Genomic DNA, 16,308 nt, shown 5'->3' with positions numbered 1-16,308 from the left:
CCTCAATAGGTCGCGGCCAGGTAATCGACGATCTTGCCGACATCCGCATCGTCGATCGGCGCGCCATAGACCTTGATCATCTTGGTCACCTCGGCCTGCCAGAAGCCTTTCCTGTCCTTCATCGGCGGCTGCGTGGCGACGTAGTCGACCGAGTGGCAGGCGGTGCAGTTGTTCTTGACCACATCGACATTGGGCCCCGGCTTGAACGCCGCGGTCTCGTCCGGGGTCTTGTAGGCGATCGGGGCGGCGGTCGCCGCACTGATGCAGACGGCGAGCGCGAGGCTGAGCAAGGGGAGGCCGAGCAGGGGGAGAGCGGTCCGCTTCATGATCATTCTCCTCACGCCGCGGTCACGCGAACGGTTTCGACGACGTTGCGCAAATAGCCGGCCGGGTTCCAGCGCGGCGTGTCCGGCTGCGTCTCGCCGGAATTGCTGGTCGCGCGGACCCTGAGCTCGGCCGGGCCTGCCGCGAGCTTCACCGGCAGCTTCCATTCGCGGAAGGCGTAATTGCCGAGATCCTTGCCGAGCTTTGCGTTCGTCCAGGTCTTGCCGCCGTCGGTCGAGACCGCGACCTCCTTGATGCCCTTGCCGCCGTCGAAGGCGATGCCGCGCAGCGTGGTGCTGCCGGCCTTGAGCTTGGCGCCATCGGCGACGCTGGTGATGAAGGAGCGGATGGTGAAGCGGTTGATTGGAATCGTCGACTTCGGCGTGGTGCCCGGCTCGATCGCGTTGTTAGGCGTATCAGGAATGCGATAGGCCGACTTCATCCAGAAGCCGTCATAGACGCTGTCGATGACGGTGATCTCGTTGAGGTGCTTGAGCCAATAGGTGCCGTAATAGCCCGGCACGACCAGGCGCAGCGGAAAACCGTTGAGGAACGGCAGGTCCTCGCCGTTCATGCCATAGGCCAGCATCACCTCACCGTCACGAGCGTGGTCGAGATCGAGCGCCTTCACGAAGTCAGGCGTCTTGTCGCTGACCGGACCATCCATGCCGCCAAAGGTGACCTGCTTGGCGCCCGCCTGGACGCCGGCCATATCGAGCACGGTCTTGAGCGGCACGCCGCGCCAGCGCGCGCAGCCCATCGCGCCATTGGCGAGCTGGCCGCCGGCCACGCGCGGCTCGGAGAAGCCGCGGCTGTTGCCGGAGCATTGATTGACGGCGACGATCTCCGTCGCCTTCATCTTGCGGATATCCTTCAGGGACAGTTTGAGCGGCTTGTCGACCTTGCCCTTGACCTCGAGCGTGAACCTGTCGGGATCGAGATTGTAGGGCAGGTCGGAGAGGTGATAGCGGACGAAGAACGCGTTGTTCGGCGTGATCGGACCATCATTGAACACCGCGAACGGCGTCTCGAGCTGCGGCGGCCGGCTGGTCAGGCCGATCATCGGCCGCTTCTGCGGATATCTCACCAGCGGACGTTCGCCGTTGGCGAAGGGCAGCGTCACGGTGTCCAGCGCCAGCGCCTTGGCGGAGCCGAGGCCCGCCGCCAACGCGGCAAAGCCCGCTCCCTTGAGCAGGTCGCGTCTGTCGATCATGTTGTCTCCCCACGGAGCTTGTTCTCAAGAGTTCGAGTCATCACACGAACCCCACGCGCATCTGTTGCTTCCACTCAGGCGAAGTCAATTCGTGCTTTCGCCGCGTGCTCATGACGCTGCGCTGCAGCAGAAGTGATGTTCGGAATTCAGGCTGCGGCGCGTTCGGTGCCGTCGACCAGGGTGGACAACTGCCTGGTGTCCGCGACGACGCGGACCACCATCGGCTCGTCGCGGCCGCGGATCGCGACCTCCTGCTGCGGCAGGGTGTCCTCGGCAAGGCCGGCCGTGAGCCGCACCTCGTCGGAGACGACCGCCTCGCAGGCGAGCGTCTTGGTCATGTCCTGCAGCCGCGCCGCGACGTTGACGGCATCGCCGAGTGCGGTGAACACGATGTGATCGCGATAGCCGATATCGCCGATGATGACTTCGCCGCCGTGAATGCCGATGCCGAAGCGGATCGGCTGGCGCAGATCGTGGCTGAGGAGCTGATTGAGCTCGTCGACATGGACGGCGATGCCGGCGGCCGCCTTGAGTGCCTGGCGGCACGCTGCTTCCGGGCTGGCCGTCAGCCCGAACAGCGCCAGCATGCCGTCGCCGACGAACTGGTTCGGCTGGCCGCCATTCTCCAGCACCGCCTGCGACACCGCCGCGAGGAAGCGGTTGACGATGAAGACGGTGTCGAACGGCAGCCGCTTCTCGGCGAGTTGCGTCGAGCCGCGCATGTCGACGAACAGGCTGACGAGATAGCGCTCCTGGCCGATCCGCGCCGGGCTCGATCCTTGCGCATTGGCCGCCAGCGTCTGTGGCATGAACAGCTGGAAGAACGAGAGATCGCAGGTCGGCCGCAACTGACAGGCCAGGCGAATCGACGGATCATTGCTGCCGACGCGCGTCAGCACGAAGGCCTCGCGCTGCGAGGGTTCCGGCAGGGCGGCGTGATCGCCGATGATGCGGATGCGGCAGGTCGAGCAGCGGGCGCGGCCGCCGCAGACGCTGGCATGCGGGACGTTGTGGCGCAGGCTCGCCTCCAGCACGCTGAGTCCCTTGGGCACGCGCACTGTCTTGCCGTTGCCATAGGACAGCGCGATCATGCCGCCGCGCCGCTCGCGCAGCGCCCGCACGCCGCGGGCCAGCAGCACGATGCCGAGCAGGCCGAAATAGCCCATGACGAGGCCGCCGCTGATGCGGTCCAGCACCTTGTTTTCCGCAACGGTGCCGACCTGCTCCCGCGTGTAATTCGTCTTGCGCCAGTCCGCGTCGTCGCTGTCGGCGGCGACGCTGCGCCCGCCTTGGTAGATCCCGAGCATCGCCAGCGTCGGGATCAGCACGGCGGCTGCGAGCAGATAGGGCGCGGCACGCGTGAAGAAGGTCTTCATGCGCAGCCAGAAATATATGCCGATGCAGCCGTGGACCCAGGCGACCACGAGCAAAATCGTCATCTGCCAGAGCCGGGCGGGCGCCAGGACGAAGAACAGATAGAGCTCCTGCGGGTAAAGTTTCTCGTGCCCGTACAGCGTCAGGCCGAGCCTGATACCGATCACATGCGCCATGACGAGCAGGGGGATGCTCAGGCCGAGCACGAGCTGAAGCGGCTCGGCGGCCTTCCATCGAAACTCCCGGCGCTGATACAGCGCGAACACGCCGAGCCCGGCATGGATCAGCGCGGCCGCGTAGAACACGATCGTCACGGGCAGGAACTGCCAGAACAGGACGTGGTAATAGACCCCGGCCTCCATGGCCTCGACCGAGATATTGCCGAGCGCATGGTTGAGGAAATGGCTGACCACATAGGTAAACAGGATGACGCCGCAGACCAGCCGGATCTGGCGCGCGCTGGTGCCGTGGAGGAGGTCGGCTAGTCTGGTCTGAAGGGAGGCCATGGGCGGTTGTGTATCAGCTTGTGGAGTAGAACGGCCATCGTAGAGTTTAATTCCCGCAGTGAACAGCGTGTGCGATCACTTGCGCGGCATGCCGCCGCACACTCTGTCGTCCCGGACAAGCCAGGACAACGCGCAAGCGTTGGTGTGGCGCCGATCCGGGACGACGGCGGAGCAAGACGCCGCCCACATTGACTCCACCCCCCAAGTCGGGGAAAAGCCGCCCGTGACGACAGCCCCCGACATGACAGCCAAGCCCGACCACGCCGCACGGCGGTCGCTCATCCTGGCGGCAGCCGTGATCGCCGCGATGACGCTGCTGCGTATCGTTTATGCCAGCGTCATCGAGCTGCGCACCGACGAGGCCTATTACTGGACCTGGTCGAAGGAGAGCGTGCTGAGCTTCCTCGATCATCCGCCTGGCATCGCCTGGTTCATCCGCTTTGGCACCGCGATTTTTGGCGACACCACGCTCGGCGTCCGCTTCGGTGGCATCGTGGCGATGCTGGTGACGCAGCTCCTGCTCGCCGATATCGTCCGCCGCGTCACGCATGACGTGCGTGCGATCGTGTTTGCGGTGCTGATGCCGGAGGCCGCGCTCTATTACGGCCTGTTGATGTCAAAAGTGTCGCCCGACATCGCGATGATCCCGTTTGCGGTCGCGATGATCTGGTCGCTGGTGCTTCTGTCGCAGAGCGGCGACGGCCGCTGGTGGTTGCTCGCCGGATTGTTCGCAGGACTCTCGCTGCTCGCAAAATTCACCGCGATCATGTTCGCGCCCGCGGTCCTTGCCTTTGCGCTGGTGCCCGACTGGCGTTGGCGCTGGCTGCGCAGTCCCTATCCCTGGCTCGCGGCGCTGATCGCGATCGTCGTGTTCTCGCCCGTGCTGATCTGGAACGCGCAGCATGATTGGGCCACGTTCCGCTTCCAGCTCGTGCGCGCGACCGCCGATTACGATTTCTCATGGCGCACGGTCGGCGATTATATCGGCCTGCAATTTGGGCTGGTCGGTTTCGTCATGCTGCCGGTGGTGCTGTCCGGCCTGACGCTGACGGCATGGCGCGGCTATCGCGCGCGCGAGCCGGTCGCCATCCTGCTGTCGACAGCGGTGCTGGTGCCGTTCCTCTATTTCCTCTGGAAATCGCTGACGCTGCGGGTCGGCGACACCTGGCCGATGTTCATGTGGCCGGTCGGCTTTGCCGCCGCCGCCATCAACATCGCGATCCTGCCGCGCGAGGGCTGGCCGGCCTGGATGATCAAGTCGACGATGTTCTGGGCCAACACGGCCGTCACGACCGGCATCGCCTTCGTCGTCGTCGTGTTTCTCTATTACGTGGTCGCGCCGTTCAATCTGCTCGGCAAGATCGATCCGATCGGCGGCGAAGCCGGCTACGAGCAGGTCGTCGCGCGCGTCGAGGCCCAGCTCGACAAGACCGGTGCGACCTGGGTCGCGACCACGGACTACCGCACCTATGCCATGCTGCGCTGGCTGCTGCGGGACCGCGTGCCCGTCATCGAGATCAACGAGCGCGGCCGCTTCCAGGGCTTTCGCGATCCCGGAATGGACCGGATCCGCGGCCATGCCGGCATCTATGTCGGTCGCATGCCCGACGACCGCGCGGCGCTCTGGCAGACGATTCCCGCGAAGCGCGAGCCGCTGGAAAAGGTCGAGCGCCGCTGGCGCGGCCTCGTCATGGACACCTATGCGCTGGAAAAGCTCACCGGCTGGACGCCGGAGCTCGCGCCGCCAAAGGACTCGCCGCTGTTTCAATGGCGCGTGCTGGCCTTCCTCTCCGTCGCCCGTTTGCGCAGCTAGCGAAGCCATAGAATCTGTCGCGAACCCTTACCCTCCCCCTCCAGGGGAGGGTGAAGCGTGCCGCGTGGCACGATTCAGGATTACGCCTCGTCGTCCTTCTTCCGCAGCAAATCCGTCGCGAGGTCTGACAGTTTTGGCTGCGGCAGTGCCGCGAACGGCAGGGGGCGCGTGACGTCGATCGCGGCGAGGCCAAGCCGCGCCGTCAAGAGGCCGTTGAGCACGCCTTCTCCCAAGCGCTGCGACAGTTTTGCCGCGATGCCGTGGCCGAGCATCTGCTGCACCAGGCTGTCGCTCGCCGCCATGCCGCCGGTGATCGCAAGGTGCGCGATGACGTGGCGGAGCAGGCGGATCATGCCGAGCGCGCCGGGCCGGCCGCCATAGAGCCGCGCCAACTGGCGGATCAGGCGGAGCGAGGCGACGAACACGAACAGCACGTCGATCAGCGCACGCGGCGAGACGGCCGTGACGATCGAGACCCGCTGCGCGGCTGTCGAAACGAGTCGCCGCGCTTCCTCGTCCAGCGGTGCCATCAATTCGCGCTCGGCGAGGCGCACCATGTCGGCGCCGTCGATGATCTCGCCGGCATGGTTTTGCAGCGCGGCGCGGGCGCGCGCGAGCTGCGGATTCTGGTGCGCGATCCTGAGCAGGTCCTGCACGATGGCGCGGCTCTCGGCGCGGTCGTCGCTCGCGAGGACTTCAGTCGCACGCTGGTGCAGCTTCTCGATGGTCGCAAGCCGCGCCAGGCCAAAGGCTTCGCGGCCGATCACGACCGCGAGTGCCAGCGTGGTGACGAAGGCGAAGGCAAGGCCGACGAAGCCGAGCGTTTCGCTGCGCGCGAACAGATCCTCGACCAAATGAACGACGCCGAGGCCGACGCCGAGCAGCGTCAACCCCGCAAGGCCCGACCAGAACAGCGTGCCCCAGGGAAAACCGCGCCGCGCCGGCAGCCGCGTTTGGATGGGAACGGGGAGCAGCGCCGGATCGGGCTCCGGCGTGATCTGGATGGTGCCGCGCAAGGTGCGGCCGGTCTCGTCGGCTTCCGTCACGACGACGCCGGGATCGTCCAGCCGGAACGTCGCCGGCCGCCGTGGCTCGGATCGCTCGCTCATTGCAATCTGTCTCCGATCAGGAACTGCAAGGCACGGTCAAGGCGGATGTGAGGCAGGGCCGGCTCGCCGTCGCCTTCGCGCTCGAGCTTTGGCGGGCGAAAGCGCAGGAAGCGGAAATCGCTCTTCTCGGCGGCCGCCGTGGAGAGACCGCGAAACGCAGCATTGCCGTTGAACAGCGCTTCGGGATCGTCCGGCAGGTCGCCCGGAAAGGTCGCAACCTCGGTGTTGCCGTCGAAGAATTCGCCGCCGGCGCTTTCGCCGGCCGCCGGCGTTCCCAGGATGGAGGGAAGCTTGTCGCGGCCACGGGAAACCTGCGCCTCGCGCGTGGCGCGCACCGCGGCGAGCGCCACGACGTCGATCTCGGCGCCGGTGCTCTCGGCCCGCTTCACCGCCCCTGCCACCGCTCGGCGCAGCACGGCCTCGAGGCGGTCGTGGCTCGAATGATGCAGATGATCGGCCTTGGTCGCCGCAAACAGGATGCGGTCGATGCGCGGCCGGAACAGGCTGGAAAGAATGGTGCTGCGCCCGATGTTGAAGCAATCCAGAATGCCGGCGAGCGCGGCTTCGAGATCGTGCAGCGCTTCGGGACCGGAGTTGAAGGCGGAGAGCGCATCGGCCAGCACGATCTGACGGTCGAGCCGCGCAAAATGATCGCGGAAGAACGGCCGCACCACGACGTCCTTGTAGGCCTCGTAGCGCCGCACCATCATCGCCCATAGCGATCCGTCAGGTGCCTGTCCATCGATGGGGACATCGAGCGGCGCAAAGGTCAGCGCCGGGGAGCCGGCGAGATTGCCGGGCATCAGGAAGCGGCCGGGCGGCAACAAGCTCATCGCAAAGCGCTCGTCGCGGCAGGCGCGCAAGTAATCGGTGAACAGTTTTGCCGCCGTCAGTGTCGCCTGCTCGTCCTCGTGCGCTTCCGGCTTCAGGGTCGCAAGTTGCGCGTGCCAGTCAACGGCGAGATGCGCGCGCGGCGCTTCGCGCGACAGCGCGAGGCTATCCGCCGACCATTGCTCGTAGCTTTTCTGGAGCAGCGGCAGATCGAGCAGCCATTCGCCGGGATAGTCGACGATGTCGAGCGTAAGTCGGCGGTCGGCGCCGTTCTGGCGCTGGTAATCGATCACCAGGCGGAGCTCGCTGATATCGGTGGTCGAGTTTGGCCAGTGCCGCTCCTCGATCAGCGCGCGCAGATGGCTTTCATAGGCAAAGCGCGGCACGGCGTCGTCCGGCTGCGGCGCCAGATTGGCGCGCGCGATCCGGCCCGAGGCATAGGCCTCGAACACCGGAAAGCGGCCGCCGCGGGTCAGGCCGTGGATCAGCGCGGTGATGAACACGGTCTTGCCGGCCCGCGACAGGCCGGTGACGCCGAGCCGGACGGTCGGATTGAAGAAATGCTCGCCATAGTCGAGCAGCGCCCGGGCCGACAGGCGCGCCTCTTCGACCATATCCTGGAAGCTGAATGCCATGGGGGAGGCGAGGGATCTCGTGCCGGCGGAATAGGCAAAATGGACTAGTCACAAAAGTGGCAACTGTCTGACGAAAATCAAGCTTCATACTTCCACCGCGTTTTGGGGCGAACCAGCCGTTGAACGTGGCATTAACTGCCAAAGACCAATATCTGAATGTGTCCTTGTTGCATGTGGGCAGGCATGACCGTTTTCAGACTGAAACAATTCGCGTCCACCTCGGTGCACGCTGCGGCGGATGCGTTCCGCTGGAATTATGACCGTGCCGAGCTGATCGCCGACGGCGTCGTCCACGCCATCGGTGTGCTCTCCGGCATCATCGCCGCGACCGTGCTGGTGGTGCTGACTGCGATCTATGCCAGCGCCATCAACGTCGTCGGGGTCTCGATCTACGTCGCCGGCCTCTTGTCGATGCTGGTGCTGTCGGCGACCTATAATCTCTGGCCGGTATCACGCGCGAAATGGGTGCTGCGGCGCTTCGACCATTCCGCGATCTATCTCTTGATCGCGGCGACCTACACGCCGTTCATCCTGGAGCTGAAGGACAGCCTGTTCGCGCTCGCGCTGCTCGCCGGCGTATGGTGCGTCGCGATCCTCGGCATCGTGCTGAAGCTTTGCTGTCCCGGCCGTTTCGACCGCGTCGCGGTCGGCATCTACCTTGCGATGGGGTGGAGCGGCATGATGCTCTACGACGCCGTGGTCAAGGCGCTGCCGGCCATGGCGCTGTGGTTCGTGGTGGCGGGCGGCGCGCTCTACACCTGTGGGGTGATCTTCCACGCCTGGCGGCGCCTGCGCTTCCAGAACGCGATCTGGCACGGCTTTGTCTTGGCCGGCGCGGCGTGCCATTATACTGCGGTGCTCGACCTCGTGTTGAGCTGAGCAAGAACAATCGCGGTATAAGAGGAGACGTCGGATGCAGGTGGCCGGCAAAGTCGTGGTCGTCACAGGCGGCGCCAATGGCATCGGCAGGGCGCTGTGCGAAGTTTTTCACAAGGCGGGCGCGGCCAAGGTGGTGGTCGCGGATATGGAGGTCGCCGGCGCGCGCGCCGTGGCGGCCGAGGTGAACGGTGCCGCCTTCAAATGCGATGTCGCGCAGGAAAAGGACATATTGCACGTCATCGACGAGACCGAGCGCCAGTTCGGGCCCATCGCGCTATTCTGCTCCAATGCCGGCATCGGCGGCGGTTTTGATCCGATGTCGGTGAATGCGGGCGGCTCCTCTGACGAGCCCTGGCAGCGGAGCTGGGCGATCCACGTCATGGCCCATGTCTATGCCGCGCGGCACCTGGTACCGCGCATGAAGGCGCGGGGCGGCGGCTATTTCCTCAACACCATCTCGGCGGCGGGCCTGCTGTCACAGGTGGGCAGCCCGGCCTATTCGGCGACCAAGCACGGCGCGGTCGGCTTTGCCGAAAACCTCGCGATCTCGCACAAGGCCGACAACATCAAGGTCTCGATCCTCTGCCCGCAAGGCGTCGACACCAACATGCTGCGCTCGATCCCCAAGGGCCCGCAATCCGGCGACGGCGATCTCTCGCCCGAGCAGGTCGCAAAGGACGCGCTCGCCGGCATCGAGCAGGAAACCTTCCTGATCCTGCCGCACCCTCAGGTGCTCGGCTACATGCGCAAGAAGACCGAGAACTACGACCGCTGGATCGGCGGCATGGCCAAGATCCAGGCCAAGATGCGGGAAGAGTTTGGGAAGAAGTAGGGCCCACCCGCGCCGCACCTTCGGTGTCGTCCTGGCTTTCGCCAGGACGACGTTGTGAGGGTGTAGTACGTCGCCTAATGCTTCTGCGCGTACAGCAGCGGCACCGCCGAATCCACCACGACCTCGACCAGGCTCGTCCCCTCGAACGCCATGGCGCGCTTCAGCGCATCGCCAAGCTCGGCCGCCTTCGTCACGCGCACCGCATCACAGCCCATGCTCTCGGCGAGCTTGACGAAATCGATGCCGGGCAATTCCAGCCCGGGCACGTTGCGCACCTGCATGACCTGGCTGAAGGAGCGCATCGCGCCGTAGCCGGAATTGTTGATGACGACGATTGTGAGCGGCAGCTTGCGCTGGGCGGCGGTCCACAGCGCCTGGATCGAGTACATCGCCGAGCCGTCGCCGATCAGGCAGACGGTGCGGTTGTTCGGCCGGCCCAGCGCCATGCCGACCGATGCCGGCAGTGAGTAGCCGAGGCCGCCGCTCGACATGGTGTAAAAACTGTCCTGGCCGCGCATCGGCATGAACTTTTGCATCGCCGGCCGGTGCGAGGGCACTTCCTCGACCAGCGCCGCGTCCTCCGGCATCGCCTGCGACAGCGAATGCAGCAAGAATTCGACCGGCAGCGGATCGGCGGCCCTTGGGGCCGGCGGCAGCGTGCGGCCCTTCGGCACCGCGCGTTTGCTGTCCGGCAGCAGGCCGAGCAGCGCGGAGAGCGCCAGCTTCATGGTCGCAATGATGCTGGTGCCGAGCGGCGTCACCGCGGCAGCGTCGGGATCGTCGGTGATCTGGAAGATCGTCGTGCCGCCATCAAAGATCGCGGCGTGGCCTTCGACATGGAAGGTGAACACGGGCGCGCCGATCACGACGACGAGGTCATGCGGGCGCAGCGCATCCGAGAGCTGGCCCGGCGAGGCGTGCAAAAAGCCTGCGAATTGCGGATGACGCTCGGGGAACGAACAGCGCGCCGAAAACGGGCTGACCCAGACCGACGCCTTGGCCTTCTCGGCAACGCGCACCATCAGGTCGACCGCACCGGCACGATCAATGCCGGGGCCGACGATGAGGGCAGGGTGCTTGCTCGCGCCGAGCGCCTTCACCAGCGCCTGCATCGCATCCATGTCAGGGCCGATCTCGCGACTGACCTTGCGCGCCTCGATCGGCGAGGTCGCATGGGTCCAGTCGTCGATCGGAATCGAGACGAAGGTCGGCCCGCAAGGCGGCTGCATCGCGGTGTAATAGGCGCGCGCGATCGCGGCCGGCACGTCTTCGGCGCGCGCCGGCTCGACGCTGTATTTCACGTAAGGCCGCGGAAATTCTGAGGCGCGCTCGGCATAGAGGAAGGCCTGCAGCGGCAGGATCGAGCGCGCCTGCTGACCGGCGGTGATCACGAGCGGCGTCTGGTTGCGGTGCGCGGTGTAGATGTTGCCGAGCGCATTGCCGACGCCCGCCGCCGAATGCAGATTGACGAAGCCGGCATTGCGGGTCGCCTGCGCATAGCCATCGGCCATGCCGACCGCGGAAGCCTCCTGGAGCGCCAGCACGTAGTCGATGTCGTCAGGCCAGTCGCTCAGGAACGGCAGCTCGGTCGATCCGGGATTGCCGAACACGCGCTTGATGCCGAAGCCACGGAGCAGATCGAGTGTGGTCTGTTTGACGGTGACCGTCTTGCTCTTTGTCGCAGCGGGCTTGCGGGACGACATCGGGGCGGCTCCCTTGATGATCTTCTTGTGTTCCGCCGCTGCGCCGAGCAAGAGCGACGATTGGTCCGCCTTAGCCCTTCAGCAAAGGTGAAAGCAACCCACCTCTCGATGGATTGCCCGACGAAGTCAAGATGAGGGCAGCGCGATACGGGCGAAGCAGGTTACCGCGAGGTACCCTTGACCAGTGGGCATTTGCTCTCTGCGAGCGGCCACACGGTTTCCTCCGGCGGAATCGGGCGCACTATCTCCAGATAGTCCCAGGGATACTTTGACTCCGACGGTTTCTTGACCCGCGCCAGATACATCGTGCGCGTCACGCGCCCGTCCTCGCGCAGTTTTGCGTCCTGCGAGAACACATCATCGATCGGGACCTCACGCATCGCAGCCGCGACCTTCTCGGCATCGTCCGTGCCGGCCTTGGTTACGGCTTTCAGATAATGCCGCACCGCGCCGTACACGCCGGCATGCAGCATCGACGGCGGCATCCCGGTCTTCGACATGAACTCCTTCGACCAGGCGCGCGTCGCCTCGTTCATGTCCCAGTAGGATGCGGTCGTCAGATACGTGCCCTGTGCGGCTTCCAGGCCCAGCGTGTGGATGTCCTGCAAGAACAGGATCATGGCCGCAAGACTTTGCCCGCCCTTCACGATTCCGTACTCATTGGCCTGCTTCATCGCATTGATGGTGTCATTACCAGCATTGGCAACGCCGATGACCTTGGCGCCGGAAGACTGCGCGGTGAGCAGGAACGAGGAGAAATCCGGTGTATTGAGCGGATGGCGGACGCCGCCCAGCACCTTGCCGCCGGCCGCCACGATCACGTTGCTGGCGTCCTTCTGCAACTGCTGGCCGAAGGCATAGTCGGCGGCGAGGAAGAACCACGAGGTGCCGCCGGCCTTGACGACCGCGGAGGCCGTTCCGTGCGAGACCGCGTAGGTGTCGTAGGTCCAGTGCACGCCGAACGGCGAGCATTGCTCGTTGGTCAGTGCCGTCGTGCCCGCGCCGGAATAGAGCACGATCCGCTTCTTTTCGCGCGCGAGGCCCTGGATCGCGAGCGCAACGCCGGAATTCGGTACGTCGACGATCGCATCCACGCCCTCGACGTCGAACCATTGGCGGGCAATGCCGGTGCCGATGTCGGGCTTGTGCTGATGATCGGCCGAGATCACCTGAACCGGCTTGCCGAGCACGGTGCCGCCGATTTCGCGAACCGCCATCTCGGCAGCGACCAGCGAACCCTTGCCGGTGACATCGGCGGTGACGCCAGCCATATCGGTCAGGACGCCGATCCTCACGGCGTCGCCGCTGACGTCGTTGCTGAGCTGGGCTTGCGCGGCGAAGGGAATGATCAGCGCGATCAGGGCCACGCCGAGCAGGTTCGATCTCATCTTCATCTCCTCCACATCCAATTCATTTTTCGGTCGTGTCAGCAGCCGGCCACATCGAGCCAGGTCAGGATCAGTGCTGCGAGATCGTCGCTGTTGTCCTCGATCATCATCATGTGGCCGTTGCCGGTGATGCCGCGGTCCGGCAGCCAGACGAAGTCGGCGCCGAGATAGGCTGCGGTCGCAGCATCGACCTCGCGCGGATGGCGCGGATCAAGCTCGCCAGTGACGATCAGAATGCGATGGTCGCGGAGCTTGTCGGGATCGCCGATCCTGAGGCCGCGTCCGCCGATGTTGAAGCGCTCGTTCAGAATGCGCGGGCTTTCGGCGACGATGGATGCGAAATAATGCTCGAACGCATCTTGCGGAAAGCGTGGCGTGTAGGTCCAGGAGGCGGCCGCGAATTCGGCGTTCAGCCAGACCGGGCGATCCTCGGCGGCATGGACCGGCCGGCCGGCGCCGGCATCATCGCGCAGCGCCGCCACCGCGACGGGATCGTCAGGCAAATCCTTCAGGAGATTCGCAGGTGGCCCGGGCGCGATGCCGACGACGGCGCGGATCAGATCGGGCCGTCGCTCCGTCATCCACCACGCCATCGGGCCGCTCGCCGAATGCACGAGCAGCACCGCGGGGCCGATCTCCTCCAGCAGCGCCAGCAGGGAGTTGGCGACGTCGGCCGTGCCCAGCGTCGGAAAGTCCGCCCGCTGCGGCGAGCGGCCATGGCCGGGCCAGTCCGGCACGAACACATGCCGGCCCGTGCCAGCGAATCGCGGCGCCCAGCCCGGCCGCAGATCGGGCGTCGCCATGTAGCAGGTGCCGGTGTGGGCCGCGCCATGCACCATCACGACAGGCGTTTTCTCCGCCCCGCCCGCTGCTGGCCGCACGTGGTCGACATAGATCGGATGCGCCTCGGTGCCCGCGTAGAAGCACGACGGCCCCTGCGCGCGCAGCAAATGCGTCCGTCGCGCGGCCGCGACAGGTCCCGCCTTGTTCACAGCCGGCGATCTCCCAGAGTTCTGTTCTGTTCGGTCGCGATGTTAGGATGAGATCAATCCGGAAGGCAATGAGAAAGTCACATATGAGACTATCTAAGAAAGGCGCGGCGAAGCCCGATACTGCTGAGGACGCGGACAGCGCCAGGGACGTGCTTGGCGGGACCGAAATCAGGATCGCCTACAAGATGGGTTACGTCCTGAATTTCTACCGCGAGCCGTCGTTCCGGAAGATCGAGATGGAGCTCGGCATCACCCGCCCGGAGATCGTCACGCTGATCTTCCTGAATTTCCGCGAGGGCGTGACCGCGAGCGAAATCTGCGAGTTCTCAGGCCACCTCAAGGCCAATATCAGCCGCGGGATCATCGCGCTGGAGAAGAAGAAACTGCTGCGTCGCGATGTCGACAGGAAAGACAATCGTCGCCAGCGTCTATATCTGACGCCGGCCGGCCGCGCACTCTATGCCAAATACATTCCAGCCCTGCGCGAGCGCGAACGGGCGATGCTGTCATGTCTGAGCGCGTCCCAACGCAAGCTGTTCGAGGGCCTGCTCGACAAGCTCGCCGAGCACGTGCCGCATTGGACGGCGCTCGATGAGTTGTGAAGGGCGAGCGCGAAGTAATCCGGACGGTCACCACGCTCTAGCGTCATTCCGGGGCGATGCGAAGCATCGAACCCGGAATCTCGAGATTCCGGGTTCGCTTCGCGCCCCGGAATGACGGCGAGACTATCACCACGCCGCCGTGCCCTTCATCGTCGGCTGCCCCTCGGCATTCGCCGTCCACAGCTCCATGCCGGCCTCGATCTCGTTGGCGTTGACCGAAAACTCCGTCCCCTCGAACAGCGGCTGCAGGCCGCGATAGGTGAACTTCTTCGGCGCTTTGCCGCGCAGCTTCGCCGCCATCTCGATGATCAGCGCGGCCTGCAACGGTCCGTGGAAGATCAGGCCGGGATAGCCCTCGACCTTGGTGACGTAGTCGCGGTCGTAGTGGATGCGGTGGCCGTTGAAGGTCAGCGCCGAGTAGCGGAACAACAATACGGCATCGGAAACGTGGCTCTCGCGATGCTGCGCCTTAGGTGGCGGAGCCGGTGCCTTCGCCGGCGCTGTAGCCGGCGCGCTCGTCATCTCGCGATAGACGATGTCCTGCCGCTCGCGGATTGCGACGCCGCGCGGAGAGGTGATGGTGTGCTCGACCGCGACGAAGCACAGCGTGCCGGTCGAGCCGGTCTTCACCGTGACGTCGGCAATGCGCGAGGTCCGCGTCGAGTCGTCGCCAACGCGCAACGGCTCCAAGAATTCGATCTCGCCGCCGGCCCACATCCGGCGCGGCAGCGGCACCGGCGGCAAGAACCCGCCGCGGGTCGGATGTCCGTCAGGGCCGAGCATCGACATCGGAAACACCGGCTGCGCTAGGCACCAGTGCGCGGTGAACGGTGCCGCGTCGCCCGTTTTGGGCTCGCCGACGTCCTGGAACAGCGTTGCGCGCAATCCCCTAACGAGTTGCGCGGTAACGGTGTCGGTCGCCTCCTGGGTGCGGCCGATCCATTGCCGCAAATGGTCGATGTCGAGCTTCTCGGTCATGACGCCTCGCCCTTGTTATGACTTCTTATGGCTGCTTCTTGGGCCGTTCGCCAATCGCGGGCACCGCGCCGTAGGCACGCGTTTCGCCGACGATGATCGGCGCCGGCGCGGGATAGCTGACACGGCCGTTCGGCGTGTCGACCTCGATGCGGCGCAGATGCGGATGGCTGGTGAGATCTTCCATGGTGTTGACCTCGGCAAACGCAATGTCGGCGTCCGACAGCCGCTTCAAGAGCTCATTGCGCGTCATCTTGCCAAAGCTGTCCGCGACCGTCTTGTCGGTGAAGTCGCGGTTGCGCACGCGCTCGACCATGTTGGCGACGCGCGGATCGGCGGGCAGATTGGGTTGGTCCAGCACCTCGGCGCACAGCGTCTTCCACTCGCGCTCGCTCTGGATCGAGATCAAAATGTCCTTGCCGTCCCTGGAGGTGAACACGCCGTAAGGCGCGATCGAGGGATGGCGTAGGCCCATGCGCTTGGGCGGATTGCCGGCCTCGGCATTGAGCAGCGGCACGGTGCACCAGTCGGCCATCACGTCGAACATGGAGATGCGGATGTCGGCGCCCTTGCCGGTGCGTCCGCGTCCGATCAGCGCTTCCAGGATCGCGGCATGCGCGGTGGCGCCGGTCGCGACATCAACGATCGACATGCCGACGCGCGAGGCGCCGTCGGGATTGCCGGTGATCGAGGCAAGCCCGCTCTCGGCCTGGATCAGGAGGTCATAAGCCTTGCGATGCGCGTAGGGCCCTTCGTCGCCATAGCCGGTGATGGTGCAGGAAATCAGTTTTGGATAGTCCTTCAGAAGCCGCTCGCGCGAAAAACCGAGCTTGTCCATCGAGCCCGGCTTGAGGTTCTGGATCAGAACGTCAGCGCTGGCGATCAGCTTCTCCAGCTCGGCGCGCCCTTCCTTGGTGGCGAGATCGACCACCGCGGACTGCTTGCCGCGGTTCAGCCAGACAAAATAGCTGCTCTGTCCCTTGGCCGCCGCGTCATAGCCGCGGGCGAAATCGCCTTCGGGCCGCTCGATCTTGATGACCTCGGCGCCGGCATCCGCCAGGCGCGAGGAGCAGAAGGGGGCTGCGACCGCTTGCTCGACCGCAATCACCCGGATCCCGTCAAGTGCTCCCAT

General features: G+C 65.4%; 14 protein-coding genes. 4 read left to right on the top strand and 10 right to left on the bottom strand.

Features of this window, described 5'->3' with window-relative positions:
• Positions 1–2 precede the first annotated feature (2 nt).
• The 3 genes from sorB to KUF59_RS38435 all read right to left on the bottom strand — a co-directional run bounded on the left by sorB (position 3) and on the right by KUF59_RS38435 (position 3,417).
• On the bottom strand, positions 3–332 hold the full coding sequence (sorB, locus tag KUF59_RS38445; protein ID WP_212461960.1) for a SorB family sulfite dehydrogenase c-type cytochrome subunit: 330 nt from the start codon (positions 330–332) through the stop codon (positions 3–5).
• A gap of 5 nt (positions 333–337) precedes the next feature.
• Positions 338–1,537, bottom strand: coding sequence for a SorA family sulfite dehydrogenase catalytic subunit (gene sorA, locus KUF59_RS38440; protein ID WP_212461961.1), 1,200 nt, complete (start codon positions 1,535–1,537; stop codon positions 338–340).
• Between the two features lie 146 nt (positions 1,538–1,683).
• Positions 1,684–3,417: an adenylate/guanylate cyclase domain-containing protein gene (locus KUF59_RS38435; protein WP_212461962.1), complete on the bottom strand. Its 1,734-nt coding sequence runs from the start codon at positions 3,415–3,417 to the stop codon at positions 1,684–1,686.
• A 241-nt stretch (positions 3,418–3,658) separates the two neighbouring features.
• Between KUF59_RS38435 and KUF59_RS38430 the strand changes: the two genes are divergently transcribed.
• Positions 3,659–5,230 carry a glycosyltransferase family 39 protein gene (locus tag KUF59_RS38430; protein ID WP_258770075.1) on the top strand — a complete coding sequence of 524 codons (1,572 nt, stop codon included), beginning with the start codon at positions 3,659–3,661 and terminating at the stop codon, positions 5,228–5,230.
• Positions 5,231–5,310: 80 nt separating this feature from the next.
• On the opposite strand, the gene KUF59_RS38425 is transcribed toward KUF59_RS38430, so the two are convergent.
• Positions 5,311–6,339 carry a YcjF family protein gene (locus KUF59_RS38425; RefSeq protein ID WP_212461963.1) on the bottom strand — a complete coding sequence of 343 codons (1,029 nt, stop codon included), beginning with the start codon at positions 6,337–6,339 and terminating at the stop codon, positions 5,311–5,313.
• Positions 6,336–7,805, bottom strand: coding sequence for a YcjX family GTP-binding protein (locus tag KUF59_RS38420; RefSeq protein ID WP_212461964.1), 1,470 nt, complete (start codon positions 7,803–7,805; stop codon positions 6,336–6,338). The genes KUF59_RS38425 and KUF59_RS38420 overlap by 4 nt, the downstream gene beginning before the upstream one ends.
• A 183-nt stretch (positions 7,806–7,988) precedes the next feature.
• Here KUF59_RS38420 and trhA point away from each other — a divergent pair, with 183 nt between their 5' ends.
• The gene (gene trhA / locus KUF59_RS38415; RefSeq protein ID WP_212461965.1) at positions 7,989–8,684 is read left to right on the top strand and encodes a PAQR family membrane homeostasis protein TrhA; all 696 of its coding nucleotides are present in this window, start codon (positions 7,989–7,991) and stop codon (positions 8,682–8,684) included.
• A 34-nt stretch (positions 8,685–8,718) separates the two neighbouring features.
• The gene (locus KUF59_RS38410) at positions 8,719–9,516 is read left to right on the top strand and encodes an SDR family oxidoreductase (protein ID WP_212461966.1); all 798 of its coding nucleotides are present in this window, start codon (positions 8,719–8,721) and stop codon (positions 9,514–9,516) included.
• A gap of 74 nt (positions 9,517–9,590) precedes the next feature.
• Here the strand turns inward: KUF59_RS38410 and mdlC are convergent, their stop codons facing one another.
• The 3 genes from mdlC to KUF59_RS38395 all read right to left on the bottom strand — a co-directional run bounded on the left by mdlC (position 9,591) and on the right by KUF59_RS38395 (position 13,599).
• Complete coding sequence (gene mdlC / locus KUF59_RS38405; protein ID WP_212461967.1) at positions 9,591–11,219, bottom strand: benzoylformate decarboxylase; 1,629 nt, start codon at positions 11,217–11,219, stop codon at positions 9,591–9,593.
• Between the two features lie 161 nt (positions 11,220–11,380).
• Positions 11,381–12,607, bottom strand: coding sequence for an ABC transporter substrate-binding protein (locus KUF59_RS38400; RefSeq protein ID WP_212461968.1), 1,227 nt, complete (start codon positions 12,605–12,607; stop codon positions 11,381–11,383).
• A 38-nt stretch (positions 12,608–12,645) separates the two neighbouring features.
• Positions 12,646–13,599, bottom strand: a complete 954-nt coding sequence (locus KUF59_RS38395; RefSeq protein ID WP_258767911.1) for an alpha/beta fold hydrolase — start codon at positions 13,597–13,599, stop codon at positions 12,646–12,648.
• Positions 13,600–13,682: 83 nt separating this feature from the next.
• Here KUF59_RS38395 and KUF59_RS38390 point away from each other — a divergent pair, with 83 nt between their 5' ends.
• The gene (locus KUF59_RS38390; protein WP_249140825.1) at positions 13,683–14,201 is read left to right on the top strand and encodes a MarR family winged helix-turn-helix transcriptional regulator; all 519 of its coding nucleotides are present in this window, start codon (positions 13,683–13,685) and stop codon (positions 14,199–14,201) included.
• Positions 14,202–14,327: 126 nt separating this feature from the next.
• Here KUF59_RS38390 and KUF59_RS38385 read toward each other — a convergent pair whose 3' ends face one another.
• Together KUF59_RS38385 and KUF59_RS38380 are read right to left on the bottom strand one after the other, a co-directional pair.
• The gene (locus KUF59_RS38385) at positions 14,328–15,179 is read right to left on the bottom strand and encodes an HTD2 family dehydratase (protein ID WP_212461969.1); all 852 of its coding nucleotides are present in this window, start codon (positions 15,177–15,179) and stop codon (positions 14,328–14,330) included.
• A gap of 25 nt (positions 15,180–15,204) precedes the next feature.
• Positions 15,205–16,308: a CaiB/BaiF CoA transferase family protein gene (locus KUF59_RS38380; RefSeq protein WP_212461970.1), complete on the bottom strand. Its 1,104-nt coding sequence runs from the start codon at positions 16,306–16,308 to the stop codon at positions 15,205–15,207.

Source organism: Bradyrhizobium arachidis, from assembly GCF_024758505.1.
Taxonomy (GTDB): Bacteria; Pseudomonadota; Alphaproteobacteria; order Rhizobiales; family Xanthobacteraceae; genus Bradyrhizobium; species Bradyrhizobium manausense_C.
The sequence above is the reverse complement of the archived record's forward strand: the minus strand, read 5'-3'. Positions and strand labels throughout refer to the sequence as shown.